The 20,224-nt window shown below is 33.5% G+C and carries 19 protein-coding genes and 1 pseudogene; 16 read left to right on the top strand and 4 right to left on the bottom strand.

The genetic code is table 11. The annotated features are described in order from the left end of the window. Positions 1-16: 16 nt before the first annotated feature. The 8 genes from AACV01_RS03010 (at position 17) to ahpF (ending at position 9,228) form a co-directional block, all read left to right on the top strand. Positions 17-901 (top strand): 4Fe-4S binding protein, encoded by an 885-nt coding sequence (locus tag AACV01_RS03010; protein WP_004242836.1) that lies wholly within the window; start codon positions 17-19, stop codon positions 899-901. 130 nt (positions 902-1,031) lie between these two features. Then, positions 1,032-2,057 (top strand): NAD(P)H-quinone oxidoreductase, encoded by a 1,026-nt coding sequence (locus AACV01_RS03005; protein WP_060554651.1) that lies wholly within the window; start codon positions 1,032-1,034, stop codon positions 2,055-2,057. 513 nt (positions 2,058-2,570) lie between these two features. Then, positions 2,571-4,403 carry a swarming inhibition tyrosine decarboxylase DisA gene (disA, locus tag AACV01_RS03000; RefSeq protein ID WP_161682390.1) on the top strand — a complete coding sequence of 611 codons (1,833 nt, stop codon included), beginning with the start codon at positions 2,571-2,573 and terminating at the stop codon, positions 4,401-4,403. Between the two features lie 355 nt (positions 4,404-4,758). Continuing rightward, entirely contained in the window at positions 4,759-5,577 is an 819-nt protein-coding gene (locus AACV01_RS02995; RefSeq protein ID WP_103429219.1) for a PadR family transcriptional regulator, read from the top strand. Further along, positions 5,570-5,725, top strand: coding sequence for a hypothetical protein (locus AACV01_RS02990; protein ID WP_004242841.1), 156 nt, complete (start codon positions 5,570-5,572; stop codon positions 5,723-5,725). Before AACV01_RS02995 ends, AACV01_RS02990 begins: the two co-directional genes overlap by 8 nt. A gap of 281 nt (positions 5,726-6,006) precedes the next feature. Further along, the gene (locus AACV01_RS02985; RefSeq protein WP_041701119.1) at positions 6,007-6,714 is read left to right on the top strand and encodes a hypothetical protein; all 708 of its coding nucleotides are present in this window, start codon (positions 6,007-6,009) and stop codon (positions 6,712-6,714) included. Between the two features lie 292 nt (positions 6,715-7,006). Next, positions 7,007-7,570, top strand: a complete 564-nt coding sequence (ahpC, locus tag AACV01_RS02980) for an alkyl hydroperoxide reductase subunit C (RefSeq protein ID WP_004242845.1) — start codon at positions 7,007-7,009, stop codon at positions 7,568-7,570. A 92-nt stretch (positions 7,571-7,662) separates the two neighbouring features. Then, entirely contained in the window at positions 7,663-9,228 is a 1,566-nt protein-coding gene (ahpF, locus tag AACV01_RS02975) for an alkyl hydroperoxide reductase subunit F (protein WP_020945621.1), read from the top strand. 131 nt (positions 9,229-9,359) lie between these two features. Here ahpF and AACV01_RS02970 read toward each other — a convergent pair whose 3' ends face one another. Both AACV01_RS02970 and AACV01_RS02965 read right to left on the bottom strand, forming a co-directional pair. Beyond that, on the bottom strand, positions 9,360-9,578 hold the full coding sequence (locus AACV01_RS02970; protein WP_275259465.1) for a tyrosine-type recombinase/integrase: 219 nt from the start codon (positions 9,576-9,578) through the stop codon (positions 9,360-9,362). Then, on the bottom strand, positions 9,575-10,138 hold the full coding sequence (locus AACV01_RS02965) for a phage integrase (RefSeq protein WP_277274263.1): 564 nt from the start codon (positions 10,136-10,138) through the stop codon (positions 9,575-9,577). The genes AACV01_RS02970 and AACV01_RS02965 overlap by 4 nt, the downstream gene beginning before the upstream one ends. 378 nt (positions 10,139-10,516) lie before the next feature. Between AACV01_RS02965 and AACV01_RS02960 the strand changes: the two genes are divergently transcribed. Then, positions 10,517-11,083, top strand: coding sequence for an SLATT domain-containing protein (locus AACV01_RS02960; protein WP_161682388.1), 567 nt, complete (start codon positions 10,517-10,519; stop codon positions 11,081-11,083). After that, positions 11,084-12,472: a reverse transcriptase domain-containing protein gene (locus tag AACV01_RS02955; protein ID WP_060555130.1), complete on the top strand. Its 1,389-nt coding sequence runs from the start codon at positions 11,084-11,086 to the stop codon at positions 12,470-12,472. Between the two features lie 426 nt (positions 12,473-12,898). On the opposite strand, the pseudogene AACV01_RS02950 reads toward AACV01_RS02955, so the two are convergent. Both AACV01_RS02950 and AACV01_RS02945 read right to left on the bottom strand, forming a co-directional pair. Continuing rightward, a pseudogene (locus AACV01_RS02950) lies at positions 12,899-13,045 on the bottom strand (phage portal protein); the annotation flags it as partial. Between the two features lie 418 nt (positions 13,046-13,463). After that, positions 13,464-14,771, bottom strand: a complete 1,308-nt coding sequence (locus AACV01_RS02945) for a hypothetical protein (protein ID WP_060555128.1) — start codon at positions 14,769-14,771, stop codon at positions 13,464-13,466. 80 nt (positions 14,772-14,851) lie between these two features. Between AACV01_RS02945 and AACV01_RS02940 the strand changes: the two genes are divergently transcribed. From AACV01_RS02940 to AACV01_RS02915, 6 genes are all read left to right on the top strand, one after another. Next, positions 14,852-14,992, top strand: coding sequence for an ogr/Delta-like zinc finger family protein (locus AACV01_RS02940; RefSeq protein WP_259695278.1), 141 nt, complete (start codon positions 14,852-14,854; stop codon positions 14,990-14,992). A gap of 262 nt (positions 14,993-15,254) precedes the next feature. Further along, positions 15,255-16,247, top strand: a complete 993-nt coding sequence (locus AACV01_RS02935; protein ID WP_049197106.1) for an alpha/beta hydrolase family protein — start codon at positions 15,255-15,257, stop codon at positions 16,245-16,247. Between the two features lie 261 nt (positions 16,248-16,508). Beyond that, positions 16,509-16,991, top strand: a complete 483-nt coding sequence (locus AACV01_RS02930) for a hypothetical protein (RefSeq protein WP_004242866.1) — start codon at positions 16,509-16,511, stop codon at positions 16,989-16,991. Between the two features lie 158 nt (positions 16,992-17,149). Further along, on the top strand, positions 17,150-17,632 hold the full coding sequence (locus AACV01_RS02925) for a GNAT family N-acetyltransferase (RefSeq protein ID WP_049197104.1): 483 nt from the start codon (positions 17,150-17,152) through the stop codon (positions 17,630-17,632). 192 nt (positions 17,633-17,824) lie between these two features. Further along, positions 17,825-18,733 carry an AEC family transporter gene (locus tag AACV01_RS02920; RefSeq protein WP_004248036.1) on the top strand — a complete coding sequence of 303 codons (909 nt, stop codon included), beginning with the start codon at positions 17,825-17,827 and terminating at the stop codon, positions 18,731-18,733. Positions 18,734-18,855: 122 nt separating this feature from the next. Then, positions 18,856-20,154 carry a hypothetical protein gene (locus AACV01_RS02915; protein ID WP_161682386.1) on the top strand — a complete coding sequence of 433 codons (1,299 nt, stop codon included), beginning with the start codon at positions 18,856-18,858 and terminating at the stop codon, positions 20,152-20,154. Positions 20,155-20,224: the final 70 nt, after the last annotated feature.

Raw genomic sequence — 20,224 nt, 5'->3', positions numbered from 1 at the left:
AATGGAGTCATGAAGTATGAGGCGTTTTATTAGGGTAGATCTTCCTCCTGAACCTATCATTAATGATAAATGTGTTAGGAAACGCCTCAAACAAAGCCTTTGTGATAGCTGTTCAAAAGTCTGTCCTGTGGATGCTATCACTTTTAGTCTTTTGAACGTTGAAATAGATAATGAGCGTTGTTTCCAATGCGGTAATTGTCTATTTACTTGCCCTGTTGACGCTATAGAAAATATCTCCCCCCATGAACGTAGCTTTCAAGATAATCTATTAGTCATTAATCATGATGAACCACTGGCCAGTATTGAAGAGCTTTTGGTTTGGCATCGACAATATCAAATACGCGGTATGAAAATAGCGGAACCCTTGGTTGATAAGTGGCTGCCGATACTCGCACAACTTAATTTGCAATTAAAAACCTTACAAGAGCCTATTTGGCAATTAGTTTTAGTGGAGCCTGAACCGGTCGATAGTGGTCGTCGCTTTATGCTATTTCGACAAAAATTAGATGAAAAGCCACTTAATAAAGGTCACGTAAAAACAGGATTAAATGCAAGGAAACAGCTTTATCCGCAAGATAGCTGGTTCCATATTCAATTAGATAAAGAAAGTTGTATTCTTTGTTCTGCATGTGCCAAGGTGTGTGATGAAGGTGCAATCACAATCGAAGATAATCGCTTTATCATTGATGAAAAACGTTGCACCGGTTGTATGAACTGCCAAGTTGTCTGTTTTCCAAAATCAATAAAAGTCGTAGAACAAATTGCTAAAAATAGCACACCGACACATTACCATTATTATGATGCACAATGTGATAAATGCCGCCTTGCTTTTTTTGCTTGGGAGCCTAATGCCACCTTATGTCCGATTTGTACTCAGCATCAAAAACAGGGATGGCTATAACAGTGTTTATAATTTGTTCTATGCAAAAATAAATTTATCTCAATAACATCATTACTTAAATAAAATGACTATTTTTATGCGATAGTGATTGTTGATAAAGATCTCATTCATTTCTAAGTAAGGTGACATCATGATAAAAAATAATGACTTACCTGCTTTTATGACGCAAGTGGTTATTACTGAACCCGGTGGCGTTGATAAGCTGCAATTAGAAAATAGCCCATTACCGTCATTGCCCCCTCATTATATGTTGGTAAAAGTTAATGTAGCGGGTGTTAATCGCCCTGATATTTTTCAACGTCAAGGTAGTTATCCACCGCCAGCCGATGCATCTCCTATATTAGGATTAGAGATTGCTGGTGAAGTGGTGAAATTAGGTGAACATTGTACAAAATGGGCAATAGGTGATCGTGTTTGTGCTTTAGTTGCTGGTGGCGGTTATGCTGAATATTGCTTAGTCCATGAAGATATCGCTTTACCGTCGCAAGGATTAAGCGATATTGAAGCGGCAGCATTACCTGAAAATTTATTTACTGTTTGGGCAAATCTATTTCAACTCGGTCAGTTAAAAGCAGGGGAATCGGTTTTGATCCATGGGGGCACTTCTGGGATTGGCTCTATGGCGATTATGTTAGCACACAATCTTGGTTGTGAAATTTACACAACGGTAGGTTCAAAAGAAAAAGCCGAAGTTGCCCAAAAATTAGGGGCTAATCATGTTATTAATTACCGTGAGAAAGATTTTGCTACAGAAATTCCTGTATTAACTCAAGGCAAAGGCGTTGATGTCATACTTGATATTATCGGCGGCGATTATGTGGAAAAAAATTATCAAGTTGCGGCGAAATTTGGCAGAGTGATCCAAGTTGGCATGATGAAAGGGGCCCCTAAAAACTTAAATATGATGCCACTGATGCTTAAGCGATTAATTCATACAGGTTCTACCATGCGTTCTAGAACGCCAGAAGAAAAAACGCATATAGCACAAGAATTAAAACAACAAGTATGGCCGTTGATTATCAAAGGTCAAATTAAGCCTATTATTAATGCGGTCTTTTCTTTACAAGAAGTTGCCAAAGCACATCAATTAATGGAGTCTGGTGACTTAATTGGTAAAGTAGTGCTTGAGATTGATATGAATAAATCACTTGTGTAGAGCGAAAATAAATTTATTTTATTTATTATAAGTTATAAAAGCATTCTCATTCTCAATCACGATTATTCTGAAAAAACACATAATAAAGATATTATGTGTTTTTTTATTCTCTATAAAAAATTTAAGAAGCTTTAATATGATCCTGTGTTTTTTGCGTCATTATAAAAATAAACCTCACTTAATAATTCATCATATCTAAGATAAAAAATCACTTATTTAAAATAAAACAGATTTAAGTATCGACTATGGTAAAAATATTATAATAAGTTTTGAAAAATAGCATAAATCAAAATTGATAATGAAATTTATAAACTAATTAATAAAACTAAATCATTTATCATGAAAAAGTTAAAACTTTAGAACGAACTTGGAAAATCTTATCTGATATCAATAAAATAAAGAAGATTCTTACTCATCATGTAGTATATCATTTAAAAAGAGACTAATTATTTACGTAAAATAAACTCAATTCTGATTAAAATTGATAACAAAAATTTATATATAGGTGCGATGATGGCAAATCACAAAGAAATCTGTCTGAGTGCTGCAGAGCGTGTGTTTGATACCCGAACCGTGGATACCCTAACATGTTATCATCGAGAGATGGTAAAGATGTTGATGGATAGTGAGTCCTTTTATTCTAGTCCAAATAACTCACAGATAAATACTAATGAGAGATTAGAGAACAAAATAAAAAGCAATACCATTGAAAATAAAGCTGTGAAGGGATCCTATGGTGATATTTTAAATAATTTAAACCAGCAGCTAATGAATAATAAACCTGAGATTGAGCCTTATTTCTCACATTACAACTCTCCCGTCATGCGATTGGCGAAATTAGGCTACCTTTCTGCACTGGCCTATAATGCTGATAATGTTTTTAACAAACATTCACCCATACAAAAACAGCAAGAGCAAAAAATAACGCATGATTTGTGTAAACTAATCGGTTTTGAACCAGATAAAGCATTTGGGCATATTACCACCAGTCATGTTTTTGCTTGTTATGAAATTTTGTGGGCTTTGAGAAATTTAAAAACACTGCCGATGGCGATTGCACGTCATCCCAAATCAAGAGATCTGGTTGCAGATAAAAAAGCATTTGAGTTATTTAATATGTCTATCACTGATATTTTATCCATCAGTGAACAGCTATATGAACGAGATATTTTTGATGATGTCAGCCATTTAACTTGTCGTGGCACCGGCATGACAAGAACGATGCATTTAGGTAAATTACTAGTACCGATATACCGCTTCGAATTTTGGAAGAAGGCGATGGATATCTTGGGGTTAGGTTATGATAATCTCATTGCCTTACCAATAGATGAAGAGTTTAAAACAGATATAGCTAAAACGCGTCATATTGTGCTTCGCTTAATAGAGCAGGGAGAGCCGATACTCGGTATTATTGGCGTGTTAGGCTCATCGACATACGGTAGCATTGACAAACTTAAGCCTCTTTTCGAATTACGTGAAGAGTGTGAAAAACAACATAACAACTCATTCTATATTCACATTGATGCATCCCAATTAGGCTATATGAAAAGCCTGTTTCTTGACGAAAATAATAGCATCATCCCTTATAACATATTGTGCGATAAACTTAAGCAAGAAGCACCTTTACTTGAGTTAACCTCAGATATTTATGATAGTTTTACTCAGCTATCAAGAGCTGATTCTGTTTCTTTTGAGCCATTTCAAGCGGGATTTTCTCCTTATCCTACGGGGATTGTTTGTATAAAAGATGCTCGATTAAGCCGTTTTCTCGCTAACCCGCCAAAACTATGCCCAGAAGAGGGGAATATTCCCGATGAAATTGATGGGATCCAATCAGCACCTGCAGTTGCATCAATGTGGGGGATCCATCAGCTATATGCTTTTAATAATTTTGGGTATGGGCAATGCGCTCAAAATCAATGGGAAGCTAGAGTAAAACTGGAACAACAATTAAAACAAGAGAACGAATTTGAAAAATCGGGTATCTCTTATGCTATTCATATTTTGCCAGTTTCAGATTTTAATAAACTTACTTTTGCCATTGCAATTAAAGGCAACCAATGTTTAAAAATACAAAATCAGCTAAATAATGCTATTTATAAAAATTTAGAAATAAAGAGCCAATATAAGCAAGATCTCAACCTATTAGTGCTGTGTGCTCGTAATAGCGATGATATACCTGCTCAGTTTTGTCAACAATGTCATTTAGGCAAAGATGAATGGAAGCAAATTAACCACTTAAGTCTTTTACAATTAACGATAAAAAACACTGACAAATGGGGTGAAGAGCATATTAAAGCAGGGTGCGACTATATTAAAAAAGTTGTCCTATCTGCATTAAAATAGCTATTTTGTTCTATTTATTATTTAACATAGTAAAAGTTAGCAAGGAAAAGGTTGCTAACTTTTTTATTTTACCCTTATAAAAGTGACGCTGTCACTAAAGTTACTCCTTCCTTTGCTTGTTTCGTTTGTCTAGCTCCTTATTTTCGTTATAAATAGCACATAAAATCAAGCTCGAGAATGAGAATCATTCATAATTAGGCGTGAATGATAGAATGTAACTATAGATAAATCATATTGTTACTATTCCTTATGATAGATAAAAGTAAATAGATATATCTAAAACTTGATCATTTAGATATATCGGATTATATTGGTCATCAATGATTTCGATATATCTAAACAATGAGGGAATATTATGATGATCCAAGCGTTACATTCGCTTTATCAACAACACACCGATAATGGTGGTCATGGCATCGGACGTTGTGGTGGTAAAGGTAAACACAGAGGACAACACCACAATGGCAATAATGAACATTGTTGTCATGGTGAAAGGGGCCATCACCAAGAACGTCATGGCGAATGTTGCCAACATGGTGAGCAAAGTCATGAGCATAATGGTCATGCCGATCATGGCTGTTGTCACGGTGAAAAACAGCAAGAGCATGGTAAACGACATGGCCGAGGTTGTGGTGCCGGTAAAGGAAAAGGAAGAGGCCAAGGTCGTCAATTAAAACGTATGTTTGACCATGGTGATTTACGTGTTCTTCTGTTGAGTATGATCGCGGCAAAACCTAGCCATGGGTATGAAATTATTCGAGGAATAGACGAAGCATCTTCAGGACTATATGTACCAAGTCCAGGGGTTATATATCCAACACTGACACTATTAGAAGAGCAAGATTTAGTTGTTGCTAATATCGCTGAAAAAGGCCGTAAAAATTATAGTATTACGCCAGAAGGTTCAGCATTTTTAGCAGAAAACCAAGAAACAGAAAAAAATATTCAAAATAAGCTGGCTTATGCACGTGATTTATCACAAAACGCAGGGGGAGTTTCTGAGGAAATCGAATTTGCGGTAGGAAAATTAAAAGCGGTATTACGTCATAAGTTAGTATTGAAACAACTTTCTGTAGAAAAAGCGCAACGCATTGCTTTTATACTTAATGAAGCAGTCGAAAAAATAGAAGCCATTAATGAGGCATTGATCTCTGAGGTAAGGGAAGATGAATAAAACAGAAACACCATTACGGAACAGAAGCAAAAATAATGATATTGAAAAAGAAGAGCTAGAAAATAATCCAGCCGTCAAAGAGCAAATTTGTCCTAAAATGCCAGTATCCTATTTTCGACGAGCGTTACGAAAAACAGGTAGACTATGATAATGCTAGACAGAGGCTATCCATATGCTATAGCTTCTGTCGTTTTGAGCATGCTGCCTCGCATATTTCTTTTATCATGTCATCATTTTTTTCAACGCACTGTTTTTTCAAATAGTTCTCACTACTAATGAGGCACTTTATAACTATTTCAGTGGTTTTTTATTAGTTTTTTATTATAAGTTGTGAGACTCCTCGCTTTTTTATTCTTAGTTCATTATTTGCTGATTTTATTGATACTGTTATTTTTTAATTTGTCATAATATTCGAGATACCATTGATATATGGTAAAACCAAAATGCTACCCATGCATCTATATGAATAAGATGATAGATAAGATAAATAAGATGACAGATAAGATAAACAGTACCTATATGCCTTACAAACATTATAAAAATAGCATAGCAATATTATTTCTCGCCTCTGCCTTGCTACCTAGATTTTCTGTGGCTGAATCACTCACTCATTTACCTCAAAAAGATCGCATTTCTTATTTTGCTCAAGCGGAGAAAATGGCCATCACTGGTGTGGCAATTAAAACCAAACCCGTTTTAGCCAGACCTGCAAAAGAAGGAGAAGTGATCACCACTTACATAAAAGGTGAAGGGGTTGAAACTATTTCGGAGCCAGCCAAAGCCGGTGATTGGGTTGTACAAAATATTTGTCCAGCAACAGGTAATGAAGAAATTCTGGTCAGAAAAGATAAATTTGCTCAGCGCTATAATCTGGCTGATGCAGACAAAGCGAAAAGCATCACACCGATAAGGCAAGGCTATCAAGTTTTTATCCCTAAAGGGATTGAAATGAATTATTTTATTGTTCCAAAACAAACCGCTGAGTTTGCAATGGAAGCGCCTTGGGGAGAGCTACAACGTTTTCAAGCTGGTGATGCAGTTGTGCAATCTACCACCGATAAACAAGATATTTATCGGATCCAGCAGGCCGCTTTTAAATGCACTTATACTATTTTAAAAACCGCCAAAGAGATTTGATCTGTATATATGTGATAAAAAGCGCTAAATTGAAAAAATAATTGTTACTTTTTATAGAGTTAATTTTATATTTTTACTGCTAAAAATAGCAATAATTAGCTTTTTTTGTCATTAAATCGTGTTTTTTTGTATTTTTTTTAGTCATTTGCGTTAGTCGCTACATTTCGTTAATCTATCTCTATCAATTTATTAAACTCATTAGGTAAAACCTATTGATATGATAGTAGGAATGTATTAGATATTCTCAATTGGAATAGGTACATTAGATTCATACCAAACAGGAGGAAATACAATGTCTTTAATTAATACCCCAATCAAACCATTCAAAAACATGGCATTTAAAGACGGTCAATTCGTAGAAGTGACTGAAAAGGACGTCGAAGGCAAATGGAGCATTTTCTTCTTCTATCCAGCTGACTTTACCTTTGTTTGTCCAACAGAATTAGGTGACTTAGCTGATCATTATGAAGAATTCCAAAAAATGGGTGTAGAAATTTACTCTGTTTCTACTGACACTCATTTTACTCATAAAGCATGGCATAGCAGCTCAGAAACTATCGGTAAAATCAAATACGGCATGATCGGTGACCCAACTGGCGCATTAACTCGTAACTTTGAAAATATGCGTGAAGCGGAAGGTCTAGCAGATCGTGGTACTTTCGTTGTTGACCCACAAGGTATCATCCAAGCAATCGAAATTACTGCTGAAGGTATTGGTCGTGATGCAGCTGACCTGTTACGTAAAGTAAAAGCAGCTCAATATGTTGCTAGCCACCCAGGTGAAGTTTGCCCAGCAAAATGGAAAGAAGGTGATGCAACTTTAGCTCCATCACTGGATTTAGTTGGCAAAATCTAAAAAATTCTAAATAAGAATCAAGCCACTAAAGAAGCTACTAACGTAGTTATTTATCGGGTGTTTCGGCACCCGATTTTATTGAGGGTGCAAAAATGTTAGATAATAATTTAAAAGCTCAACTGAAAGCTTACCTAGAACGATTAACCCAGCCAGTTGAGTTAGTTGCAACATTAGACGACAGCAAACATTCTGCTGATATCCAAGCCTTATTAAAAGAAATTGAACCGTTATCTGATAAAGTCACATACCGTGAAGATAACAGTGCTAATGTGCGCAAACCATCTTTTCTTATTACCAACCCAGGGAAAACAACTGGCGTTCGTTTTGCAGGCTCGCCATTAGGTCATGAGTTTACTTCTTTAGTATTAGCATTATTACAAACCGGTGGTCATCCATCTAAAGAAGCCCCAGAATTACTTGAACAAATTCGTCAGTTAGACGGTGAGTTTCATTTCGAAACCTATTATTCGCTCTCTTGTCATAACTGCCCTGATGTTGTTCAGGCATTAAACTTAATGGCGATTTTAAATCCGAACATCACCCATACGGCGATTGACGGAGGCATGTTCCAAAATGAAATTCAGGAACGTAATATCATGGGCGTTCCTGCGGTATTCTTAAATGGCAACGAGTTTGGCCAAGGTCGAATGACTTTAGCTGAAATTGTTAGCAAAGTAGATAGCAATGCAGAAAAACGCACTGCAGAGTTATTAAATAAAAAAGATGCCTTTGATGTTCTGATTGTCGGAAGCGGCCCTGCGGGGGCGTCAGCGGCAGTATATGCTGCACGTAAAGGCTTAAATACAGGTCTTATCGGTGAACGTTTTGGTGGACAAGTTCTCGATACTGTTGATATTGAAAACTATATCTCTGTACCTAAAACAGAAGGCGCAAAATTAGCAGGGGCTTTAAAAGCTCACGTTGATGATTATCAAGTTGATGTCATTGACAGCCAAACTGTCAGCCGTTTAATTCCGGGAGCAGCGGAAGGTGATCTACACCAAATTGAAACCGCATCTGGTGCGATTTTAAAAACCCGTAGCTTAATTATTGCCACGGGTGCTCGCTGGAGAAATATGAACGTACCCGGTGAAAACGAGTACCGTACTCGCGGTGTAACATACTGCCCACATTGTGATGGTCCTCTATTTAAAGGTAAAAGAGTGGCTGTTATTGGTGGTGGTAACTCCGGTGTTGAAGCTGCCATTGACTTAGCTGGTTTAGTGGAGCACGTGACCGTACTAGAATTTGCCTCAGAAATGAGAGCCGATGCTGTTTTACAAAAGAAACTGCGTAGCTTAAGTAATGTCGATGTTATCTTAAATGCTCAAACAACAGAAGTATATGGAGATGGCACTAAGTTAACAGGACTGAAATATAAAGATCGCACTAACGATTCTATGCATGATATTGCCTTAGCGGGTATTTTCGTCCAAATTGGTTTACTGCCAAACACACAATGGTTAGAAGGAACTGTTGAGCGTAATAAAATTGGTGAGATCGTGGTTGATCCACGTGGTGAAACCAATATTAAAGGGGTATTTGCTGCGGGTGACTGTACAACTGTTCCTTATAAACAAATTATTATCGCCGCGGGTGAAGGTGCAAAAGCCTCATTAAGCGCCTTTGATTACTTAATTCGCACAACGGCAAAATAAGCAAATCAAAGATAATCAATAAGTTATAGAGAAAGGCATCTTTTTTAAGATGCCTTTTTTTGTACATAAAATCATCAAAAATGGCTGAAAAGTGCCCTTAAGTGTTCAAGTGTGGACAATATGTGGACACTCTAAACCAGTAATTCTGTACTACCTTTCAAGGGGTTATATTGAATGGCATCTTGTAAGAAGTCTGGTGCAAAGTGTGCATAGGTCAACGTTTGTTGCAAATTAGTGTGTCCTAAGATGCGTTGTAACGTAATAATACTTCCGTCGTTCATCATAAAATGGGTGGCGAATGTATGGCGTAATGCGTGGGTTGCCTGACCTAATGCCATACTCGGTTTCACTTTTTAATTGCTCTACGAAACATGTGATAAGATGTTTCAGTAAAGAGCAATCCTGATTTCTTTGTACAAATCATGTCAGTAACAGCTTGAGAAATTGGCACAATTCTTGGCTTATTAGTTTTTGTGTGCGTAAATCTCACCTTATTTTGGATCACATGTTCACGTTTTAGCTTGAGCGCTTCGCCCCAACGGGCGCCAGTACTTAAACAAAGAACGGCAACTTTTAGGTTGTCACTTTTCAATAATGCCAATAATTGCTGAATTTCATTATCTGTTAGATATGACATTTCAGTCGTTTGCTGTTTTAACCGTGATATTCCTTGAACGGGATGTTTACTTAAAAAGAAATCCGTTTTTTTAAGCGCAGTAAACATACCGCCGAGTGCTGACATATCCCTATTTATCGTTGAAGCTTTTACGCCAGAAGCGAGCCTGAGTTCACGATAGAGTACCAATTGCTTATCGGTTAATTGGCAAACAGGGGGATTATTCAGTGATTCAGCAATACGTCTTACCCTTAGATGCGTCATTCTTCCATAAGGTGTATTTTTGCCGAACACTTCCCAGCAAATATCAATTAAGTCGCTAAGAGGGCGAATATCGGTTGATGTTTTTGTTTGCTGAAAACTAACAAAGTAATTTAATGAACATCATTAATAATGTTCATTAAATACACGAATTCAATATATTATTTTATTCTGAATGAGAAACTCTTAGATATTATGTGATAAAAGTCTCGTACCATAGAAATACTTTTGATTTATGTATGAAATATTAGTTTAATTTATTCAAAGAGGCAGGTTTTTCCTCCTATTTAGGTAGGGGTGGCTCTAATAAAGAACAGTATTTATACTGTTGGTGAATAACCACTGATCCTTTTGGATGTTCAAAGTTATCTCAAAACTACTTGCCTCTTTTACTTTTTAGGAACAGATTTTATGCACAATGACAATGACAATGACAATGACAATGACAATGACAATGACAATATTTGGTTTACATATAAAGCCCGAATTCAAGCATGTAATAGACTTGAGTGGTGGGATTTTCATTCGCAACTACTATTAGTTTGGTATGCTATTTTAGGTGTAACTCTAGCTATTGTATCTATTCCGTACCCAGAGATATTAGGTAAAAATACGAGTATTTATGCATCAATAATGTCCGTTGCGCTTCTTGTTATCTCTCTTGTTATATCAAATCGAGATTTTAGAGGGCGTTCATTGAAAATGCGTGAAAACTATTTAGCTTTACAAGAGCTTTATAGTTCATGTCCATTAGTTAATAATAGTGAAGTTGTAAATAAATATTTTTATTTATTAAAAGATATAGAAAATCATAATGATCTTGATGATAAAAAATTTAGAGTTTTTGCTCATGGCTTAAAAAATCGAAAACCTAAAATAGTAGAAATCATTTATGTTTATGCTGCTATTATTTTTCGGATGTTATGTTGCATATTTTTTTATATCGCTCCTTTTTCTATCTTTTTATTGGATATTTGAATGATTGCGTCATTAATTTTTAAAAAAAACTTTTCAGAACGAAACCTAACAAAGATCTATACAGAGAAAATAGAAGGTTCTGGGGCAATTGGTTTAGATAGGATAAAACCAAGTAGTCTAACGAATAACATATCAGATGAAGCATCTCTGATTTCTAGAAAATATCATGATGGAAGTTATAAGTTTACGGCATATAAAGAAAAGTTAATATCCAAAGGTGCATCATCTTTTCCTAGACAAATATCAATTCCAACGGCAAGGGATCGAATAACTCTAAGAGCAATTTGTGATAGCCTTGCTCAAATATTTCCTGATGCAAAATTGTCATTACCTCAAGATGTGATTAGGTCATTAAGTTTAGCATTGGAAAGTAAAGAATATAGCGAATATATAAAAATAGATTTACAAAGTTTTTATCCATCCATTCCTCATGAACTAATAAAAAAATCATTAAAAAGTAAAATATATAAAAAAGAAATTAGAGATATTATAAATAAAGCAATTAAAACCCCTACGGTAAATGGCAATATAGGAAAAAAAGATACTGAAGATAATGATGTTGGCGTTCCTCAAGGTTTATCAATTTCAAATATATTAGCCGAAATTTCTTTGCAAGTGATTGATAAACAAATTAGCTCAATACCTAATATTTGGTACAAAAGATATGTTGATGATATTTTAATTTTAACTAAGTCAGGTTGTGCTACAACTCTTGCAAAAAATTTAATAGCAAAGTTAGAGTTTATGGGGCTTAAACCGCACCCAATAGGTGTTGATGGGTCTAAATCAGAAGTTGCAACTTTTGCCAAAGATTTTTCCTTTCTCGGTTATAGTATAAAATCCAATCAAATTCTAGTTAAGAAAGAAAGTATACTTAGGTTTGAATCATCTATAGCAAAAATACTGACGGCTTTTAAATATAATTTATCCAAATACAAAGGTGTATCTGAAATTAGAAATAAGGAAATTAGAAACAGAGCATTAGCATATTGTAAATGGAAATTAAATTTACGCATAACAGGGTGTATATTTGAAGGCCGACGATTTGGTTGGGTAGCTTATTTCTCACAAATTTCATCAACTACTCAATTACGCTCTCTAAATCATGTTATAAAAAAAATGTTGGTTAGATTTGGATTAGAAAATGAAATTAAGATTAAGTCCTTGATTAAAGCATATTATGAATTGCGTAGAGGCGATAAAAATGAACATAAATATATACCTAATTTAGATAATTTGACTATTAAGCAACAAAGAGAAATGCTGTTAATGTGGTTAGATAAAAAAAGGGTAGATTCTCTTAGAAACGAACAAGTCCGTAAAATGTTTAGACAAAAAATATCAATCTCTGTTAAAGAGTTAGAGCAAGACATCTCCGAAATATCATAATTAGTAAGTTCTGAGTAATTTAGCATAAATTTGTATGATTTTAGTACTAACAATATTTTAGTCCTTTATCAGTATAAGTGTGACATTAGCTACTGTCTGCAGTTGCACAAAAACCGATACATTTAGTGAGCGGGCGTGGTGGAGGGGCACGATTGCGTTTTGAGGGAGTTAAAAACATTATTGTTCGCAAATTTCCAGCGCGTAGTGCGATTAAAACAAGATAAAGTTATCTATGTACGCTTAAAATGGATTGTAGGCACATTTAATACGGGTTTGAGAGGGTGAAAATTAGGCGGATTCGCCTTGTCAGGGTGTAAAAGGTATAATAGAGTTGAGTCACTATTGTTATTAGTCAGACGGATACCTATACCTTATAGGCAAAAAAGTACCGCCAGTGTCGGCGGTATTGTTCTTTGTGTGGTGAGGTTACTTATCATCTAGTGTGTACTTATCAAGCTTAATCACTTCTTCACCTAGCCAATCATTAATTTGTAATATCTTGCTTTGTAGCGGCGTCAACTCATTACGAAAGAAAATTTTTACTGCTTTTTCAACATCACCAAAGCCACCGGTATACAAGCTTACTAGCTCGATTTGAACTACGACAAACAAAAGAAAATCCATCTAAAACGCAAGCAAAAAACCAAAAAAGAGAAGTAGAGCAAAAAAAGAGGGCGATTATATTGAGGGTGCTGAGGGTAATGTTTTTGTGATGCGACAAACCTTTAAAAACGAGCAATTCGCTAAATGTGCCGCTGCCGCAAAGTGGTCAAAATGACAAAGGGGCGTAGTAGGATTTAATATTACATTGGCCTAGGGGGCACGCCTGTCACTGTAACTGGATTTAAACCGCACCAGTGGGGGATTAGCCGTGTTGTTCATTAACTCGATGATCACGGCTTTATCACAAATTTGGAGTTAGAAATAAGGATCATAGATGTTGGTATTGAATGAGGAGTAACCTCATCAGAGGTTCTGTTAATATTATAAACTAATCCTTTTCAACTAGACTCACATCGTCATTGTTGACAAATATACATTTAGGAGGAGTTTTTTCATGTTTAAAGAAAACAAATTCAATTTTTGTGGTTAATGATTTTATATCATCGTAGTTACAAAAGATAGAATGGGTTGGTGTTTGAAATGCATTGAAAGCAGTCATTTGAATTTTATTCAGTGTTGCAGGAATAGGTATGTCAGCATCATGCCATTTTTTTGATGTTATTTCGATTTTGTTTTTATTAATGAAATGTATGGAGTCAAAGGTTTTATAAGCCAGAAGATTAAGAATATTAGTGGTGAAGGATAAAAATATTAAATAAAGTGAAAGGTAAACAGTTTTTTTTATGTTCCCAATGTTTGGGAGTAAAAGCATCATGTTTGGAATTGTATATAAGATAAAGCACAATATAATAAATGGTATGAATGCTTCCTCTAATTGCATTTCACCATCAAGGTTATTTACTAATGCAGAGATAGATAGTATAGACATAGGAATAATAAGCAGTGAAAACAATAATAGCATTATAAATCTATCTAGATTTGTTATTCTGTTGTTGTCTTTTTTACTTCTAAAAATATCTTTAAATTCATTGGGGTGCGTCATGAAGTAAGGTGTTTTTATTATTGTTTGGAAATTTTTTTTCACTGAGCGGAATAATTCTTTTTGGGCTTTTTTGAAATTAAAAATAGTTTCGGTTAATACAAATGAAAGGCAAAGAAAGTAAGGCACAGATGCCAAATGATATTTTTTTTCGCTAAAATAATTATAAACTATAATAAAAATTATTGTTAAAAATAAAATACTAATGGTTTTACATAGAATAATCTTATAAAAAATTAATTTTATTCTTATTATTTTAACATTATTCTTGTATCGTAATATTAGCAGTATCATAATCATAAATATTATGAATGCCATGAGTTTCACATATTTGGGATAGTCCGTAGTTAAATAAATCATAGAAAATATTATAATTGGACTTATACATATTGATAACAAATAACTCCAGGTAGATAATCCAAAGTTTTGTTTTATATTATTATCATTGGTTATTTTAATAGATAGATTAATAAATTTAAATGTTAAAAATGGAAGGCTATAAAATATAAATGTAAAAATAAACCAAGCGATAGAAATAAATATCAGGTAAGGGAATAAGTAGCTCTCTTGTAATAAAAAAGAAAAGAAATTTTGAGCACTTAGTGTACTAAGATAAATAAATAATATTATAGGTGATATAAGGACAGATACGGATATCAATAATGTGATTTTAGAAGAATATGAACCCTTAGACATATGATGAAATCCTTTTAATTGATTTTTGTTATGAAAAGAGTAGCCCAGCTTAAGGCATACTCCAAATCCTAGGTTAAAAAATGGCGTTCAATTGTCCCCTATGTGGCGCTGTGACTTATACAAAAACCAGTAAATCCATGAGCAGTGAACCCCGTAGAAGCTACCACCAATGTCAAAACATGCTGTCTGGCTGCTCTTTTACGACAATAACCTCAGTGTAGATTTATCTAACAAAAACTATTCCACAAGAGTTACCTGAAGGTTTTGAGATCCCGATGGATGAGTTACCTAGATCACATCGAAGAGAAAAACAGATGAAGATGTTTTGATAAACAGTATTTAATTTTTAAGCAATTTAACCATTCCAATTAAGATACTTTTTACATCTATTTTTCTTTGTTCAAGAAAAATGCTATTCAAAATTTTTAAGCAATCTATACTATTATTCCACTACTTAAATAATCTATAAGGAAATTGATTGATATGGATCTAAAAAAGAGATGTTTTAGACAAATTGCTCCTGCGCTTATTTTTTCTTTACTAACAATTGGTACTTTCTCGGCAAATGCGAATATCGATGTTCGCGATGAAACCTTATTTGAAGCACATCAGCGTTTTAAAACACAAATTATAAATGATAGTTTTGACAATACTGAAGCACCTTGGGAAGCGCCAGCAGAAATATTCAATGTAGTTAAATATCCCACCAAACTAGGTGATATGTATGCTTATTTAACCCCTCCGCCGGCGAATAAAAAAAATAAACTACCAGCGGTGATTTGGCTGAATGGAGGATATGGTGGGATAGGAGGAGATGATTATTTTTGGACACCACAACCAGTTGAAAATGACCAAACAGGAGCGACGTTTCGTGATCCTAATATGGTACTCATGATACCTTCTTTTCGTGGTGAAAATACCAACCCTGGTCGCTATGAAATGTTTTATGGTGAATTAGAAGATTTAGACTCAGCTAGAGAATATTTAGCGTCATTACCTTATGTTGATCCTAAACGTATTTACGTAGTAGGACATAGCACTGGGGGAACGAGAGCATTATTGGCTAGTGAATACAGTGATAAATTCAGGGCAATATTCTCTTTAGGAGGAATACCTGATCTTAAACTACGCACAGAAGGGCGGATGATGGTTGAATTACCCTTTGATAAAAATAACGAAGAAGAATTTAATGTCCGCTCTGTATACCGCTATATTAAATCAATAAAAACACCAACATTTTATTTTGAAGGTCATGATTATTTTTGGGATGAATTCAATCAATTGCGTGTGGTTGCAATGGAACACGATATTCCTCTGAAAATTTATAATATAAAAAATGGAGACCATTTTAATATTATTGTCCCTGTCAGTCAGTTAATTAAAGAAAAAATATTGCAAGATACTGATACAAATAAAGAAAGCAATATTCGATTCACTAACGAAGAAATTAAGTGGATCAATAAAATGGTGAAATAAATTTTAAAATGATAAAACCGCTCTATTATCAATTAGATAAAAGAGCGTTAGTATCTATTTAGAGCCAATATAGTGCGTTTAAAATTTCATCATATGTGCTTAAAAGTATTTAGAACTTTGTTGATTGTCTCTTTCAATAATCAAAACAGAAGATGTTAGAATTGCTTATACTGTCTTATAAACATATAGTTTTAGGTAAAAATATTAAGTATATTATATATGATATGAAAGAACACAATTTTAAAATAGAAAGGATTGAATATGAAAACTAAAATAGTTTATCAATGGAAGGAAAAAAGACGGGATAGACTCTCTTTTTTAGGAGCAGAAGTGGTTTTTTCTGTGTTATTTGGTATTGTAAACGGTTTAATATATATGTTATTTATGACCTTGTTACCTGATTCCGTTGAGAATGATCCTGATAAATTATTTTTCTACCAATTCTCTTTTAGTTCTTATGGTATAGTCGAATTCATATTATTAATAGCACAAATCTACGTATTTGCACTTATTTTAACTCAACGAGTAAGAGATTTCGGTTTCAAATATCCTATCACTATTGCACTGATCTTTACCATTGGCACCATGGTCCTTACACCATATCCATTACTTATTTCTTCAGATACAATGGTGATAGTGCGTTTTATTTTATTATTAGGATACGTTATTGCATTATTATTACCATCTTCGAATAATGTTGAGTGTAATAATGATGAAAATAATAAGATAACCATACTAAAATAGTTAACTAATAAGTGAATTATCCTAAGTGTATCAGGCGTAATGGATACACTTAGGACATTATAAAAATAATATTATAATAGTGGTATAAGAAGAAAATATAAAAATAGTGAATAATAACTTCTATAATTGCAATATATACAGTGGCTAATGAGGTTATAATGGAAGGTGTTCAACTTAGGCTTGCGGAGCCTCATGAAGCAAAACGATTATGGTATTTAAGAAATAAAGCGTTACGTTTTGGCTGTCAACATGTCTATCCACCCGATATATTAGCCGCTTGGACTCCTGATGAAATGCCTGACGGCTATAGACAATCTATTATTAATAATCCTTTCTATGTTATTGATGATAAAAAATTATCTATTCCCGTAGCTTCTGGATTTTTAGATCTTAAAACAGGCTTTGCTGAAGCTATTTTTACATTACCGGAATGCATGGGAAAAGGATATGCAGGACTTATTCTTAAACAGCTACAATATGAAGCTAAACAAAGAAATTTTGTTAAATTATTTTTAGATGCAACGCCTAATGCGATGCTATTTTATTTAAAACAAGGGTTCACTGTTTTAGAAGAGCGAGAGTACTATTCTAACTTGGCTCAGGCAAGTTTACACTGTTATCGAATGTATATTGATTTATAAAATTTATAAATAGTGCCTTATTGACATAAAAATTATACCTAGCATTATAGAACAGAAAAAGTTGGGCTTAAAATGCGAAAATTTTTTATTTTTATCATTTTTTGAATTAGCTTTTATATTAACAATATCAGTTGGTAATTTTGCTAATGTTACGATATTGTAAATTATGACTATTTTTCTGGGGCAAACACTATGCAAAATGTGTTGTTAACGTTATGGCCTTTATTTGCGTTAATTGCGCTAGGCGCTATTTTAAGAAGAAATAAAGCATTTGAACCTGCATTTTGGGTAGGAGCTGAAAAATTAAATTATTTTTTACTCTTTCCTGCATTACTTCTCAATAGCTTGGCTAATGCTCCTTTATCTGATCCTCAATTACCTCACCTTGCTGGGGCTATTTTCTCAGTAGTCATCATTACCACTATTTTGTGTGTTATTTTTAAAAAAATAACCGGCTGGTCTGCTGGCCGTTTTGGTGCGATCGTTCAAGGCAATATTCGGTTTAACACTTATTTAGGTTTAGCTATTGTCGCTGATTTATTTGGCGTTGAAGGTTTAGGAATAGCTGCTTTGATATTAGCAACCTTGGTTCCTCTATCAAATGTGACTTCAGTGCTTTGTTTAACCGCAGGGCAAAATGTAACTTTTCGTCAATTAATCTTCCCAATCATTAAAAATCCATTAATTATCTCTTGCGTAATAGGGATTGTTATCAATTTATCAGGAATAGGGCTTCCTTTTGGTAGCGATCAGTTTCTAAAATTGTTAGCTGCGACTAGTTTACCTTTAGGGCTTATCTGTATTGGTGCGGCATTACATTTATCAACACTAAAAGCAGAAAGTAAAATGATTAGTATTAACACAGTGACTCGGTTGCTTATTGTACCGATAATTGCATATAGTGTTGCTAATTTTTTAGGTTTGTCTCCATTAGTTATGATGCTTTTAGTCATTTTCTTTTCTATCCCTACAGCCCCAACTTCTTATATTTTAACTCGACAGCTAGGAGGGGATTCTGAGCTAATGGCGGGGATCATTACATCACAAACCATGCTTGCAGCAGTTACCTTGCCGATCGTATTAAGTTTTTTAATTCCATAAACTTAAAGGAAATACGACTAATATGATTTATAGTGGGTGATTTTTTATAGCATAGTTTCACTAAAAGTGTTCTTCTCTTAAATGTAATTTTAATTATTATATGGTTAATTTAAGAGGAAAATATGATGAGTGTAAAAATTAATCACAATGATATTTCTAATTCACAAATATTAAGAATATCACAAGGAGAAAAAACAAAAGATGTGATGTCATTATGGGATAAAATAAAAGACTGGTTCCAATCAAGCAAAAGAGAAAAAGCACTAAAAACAGTTGAAAATATTGTATATCAAGATCTATTTGATGACAAAAATCATTTTAAAATGCTATATCATGTTTTAATGCTAAAAACTATGGCTTCAGATGCATATAAAGAAAGAATAAAAATTGATATTAATGATAATGATAATGATAAAAATATTACGATTTCAATAGATAATTATAATATTTCTATAACGGATATAGACAATGAACAACTTAATAAAATGTCAACAATAATTAATGCATTTAATCGGCATTCATCAATTTTTTCTAATGAAATTGCATTGAAATATCTATATGAAAAGTTAGATAAAAATGAGCTTAATGATCAAATTTTTGCTGAGTTGTATATTGAATTAGATAATAAAATACGTTCTGGTGAAATAGACTTAAAGCTTAATAAAAGTAACTTTAATCAAGTTAACTTTAGTGCAATAAGACAGCTCGTAAGCAAAGCGATAGAAAATGATAATACTAACTTAGATACAGAAAATGATAATATTAACTTAGAAAATGATAATGCTAACTTAAATATAAAAAAGGCACTAATAAAAGATATAAATAGAAATACTTATATTTTCAATGGTAAAGAAATAAAAAGTAAAGATCAAGACGAGGCAATGGAAGAATTTGAAACTTTAACTAAAGATATCTCAGAGGAAAATAAAAAGGCAATTTATTATTTACTAAATCAAGAAGGGATCACCTTAATTAAATCATATAATGATTCTTTTGATTACTACACATTAACAACATCTTTTTCTATGAGTAATGTTGTTAAGCAAGAACAAATTTATAGTATAAAGACTCTTTCTGATGATTTAATTGAATTAAAAATAAAATTTTTTAAAAAAAGTAGCGATAAAATAAATCTAGATATTCCCTTAGCTCAACCATTTGAAAGTAAGTTATATAATTTTATCTATGATATGGTTGCTATTAATAATAATATCGAAATAACTGATGATAAAATTTTAAATGAAAAGATGAACGAGATAATAAAACAACTAAATAATAAAAAACCAAAGCTAGGAGAGCTATTCTCCCATCTATTGAGTCGAAATAAAATCATTAAAGAAGACAGCGTTGATATTACGTTAAAACTAAATAAAGGACAACTAGTCTCATTAGGTGGAGAATGCTCATATAATTTTTATTAATTTTATTCTTTGGTCAAAATAGAGCTTCTTGCTATGATGTGAAAAACGTGAGAATAAGTAGAGGCTCCTT

Origin of the sequence: Proteus sp. G2609 (genome assembly GCF_963896135.1) — a bacterium.
Classification (GTDB): domain Bacteria; phylum Pseudomonadota; class Gammaproteobacteria; order Enterobacterales; family Enterobacteriaceae; genus Proteus; species Proteus mirabilis.
The sequence above is the reverse complement of the archived record's forward strand: the minus strand, read 5'-3'. Positions and strand labels throughout refer to the sequence as shown.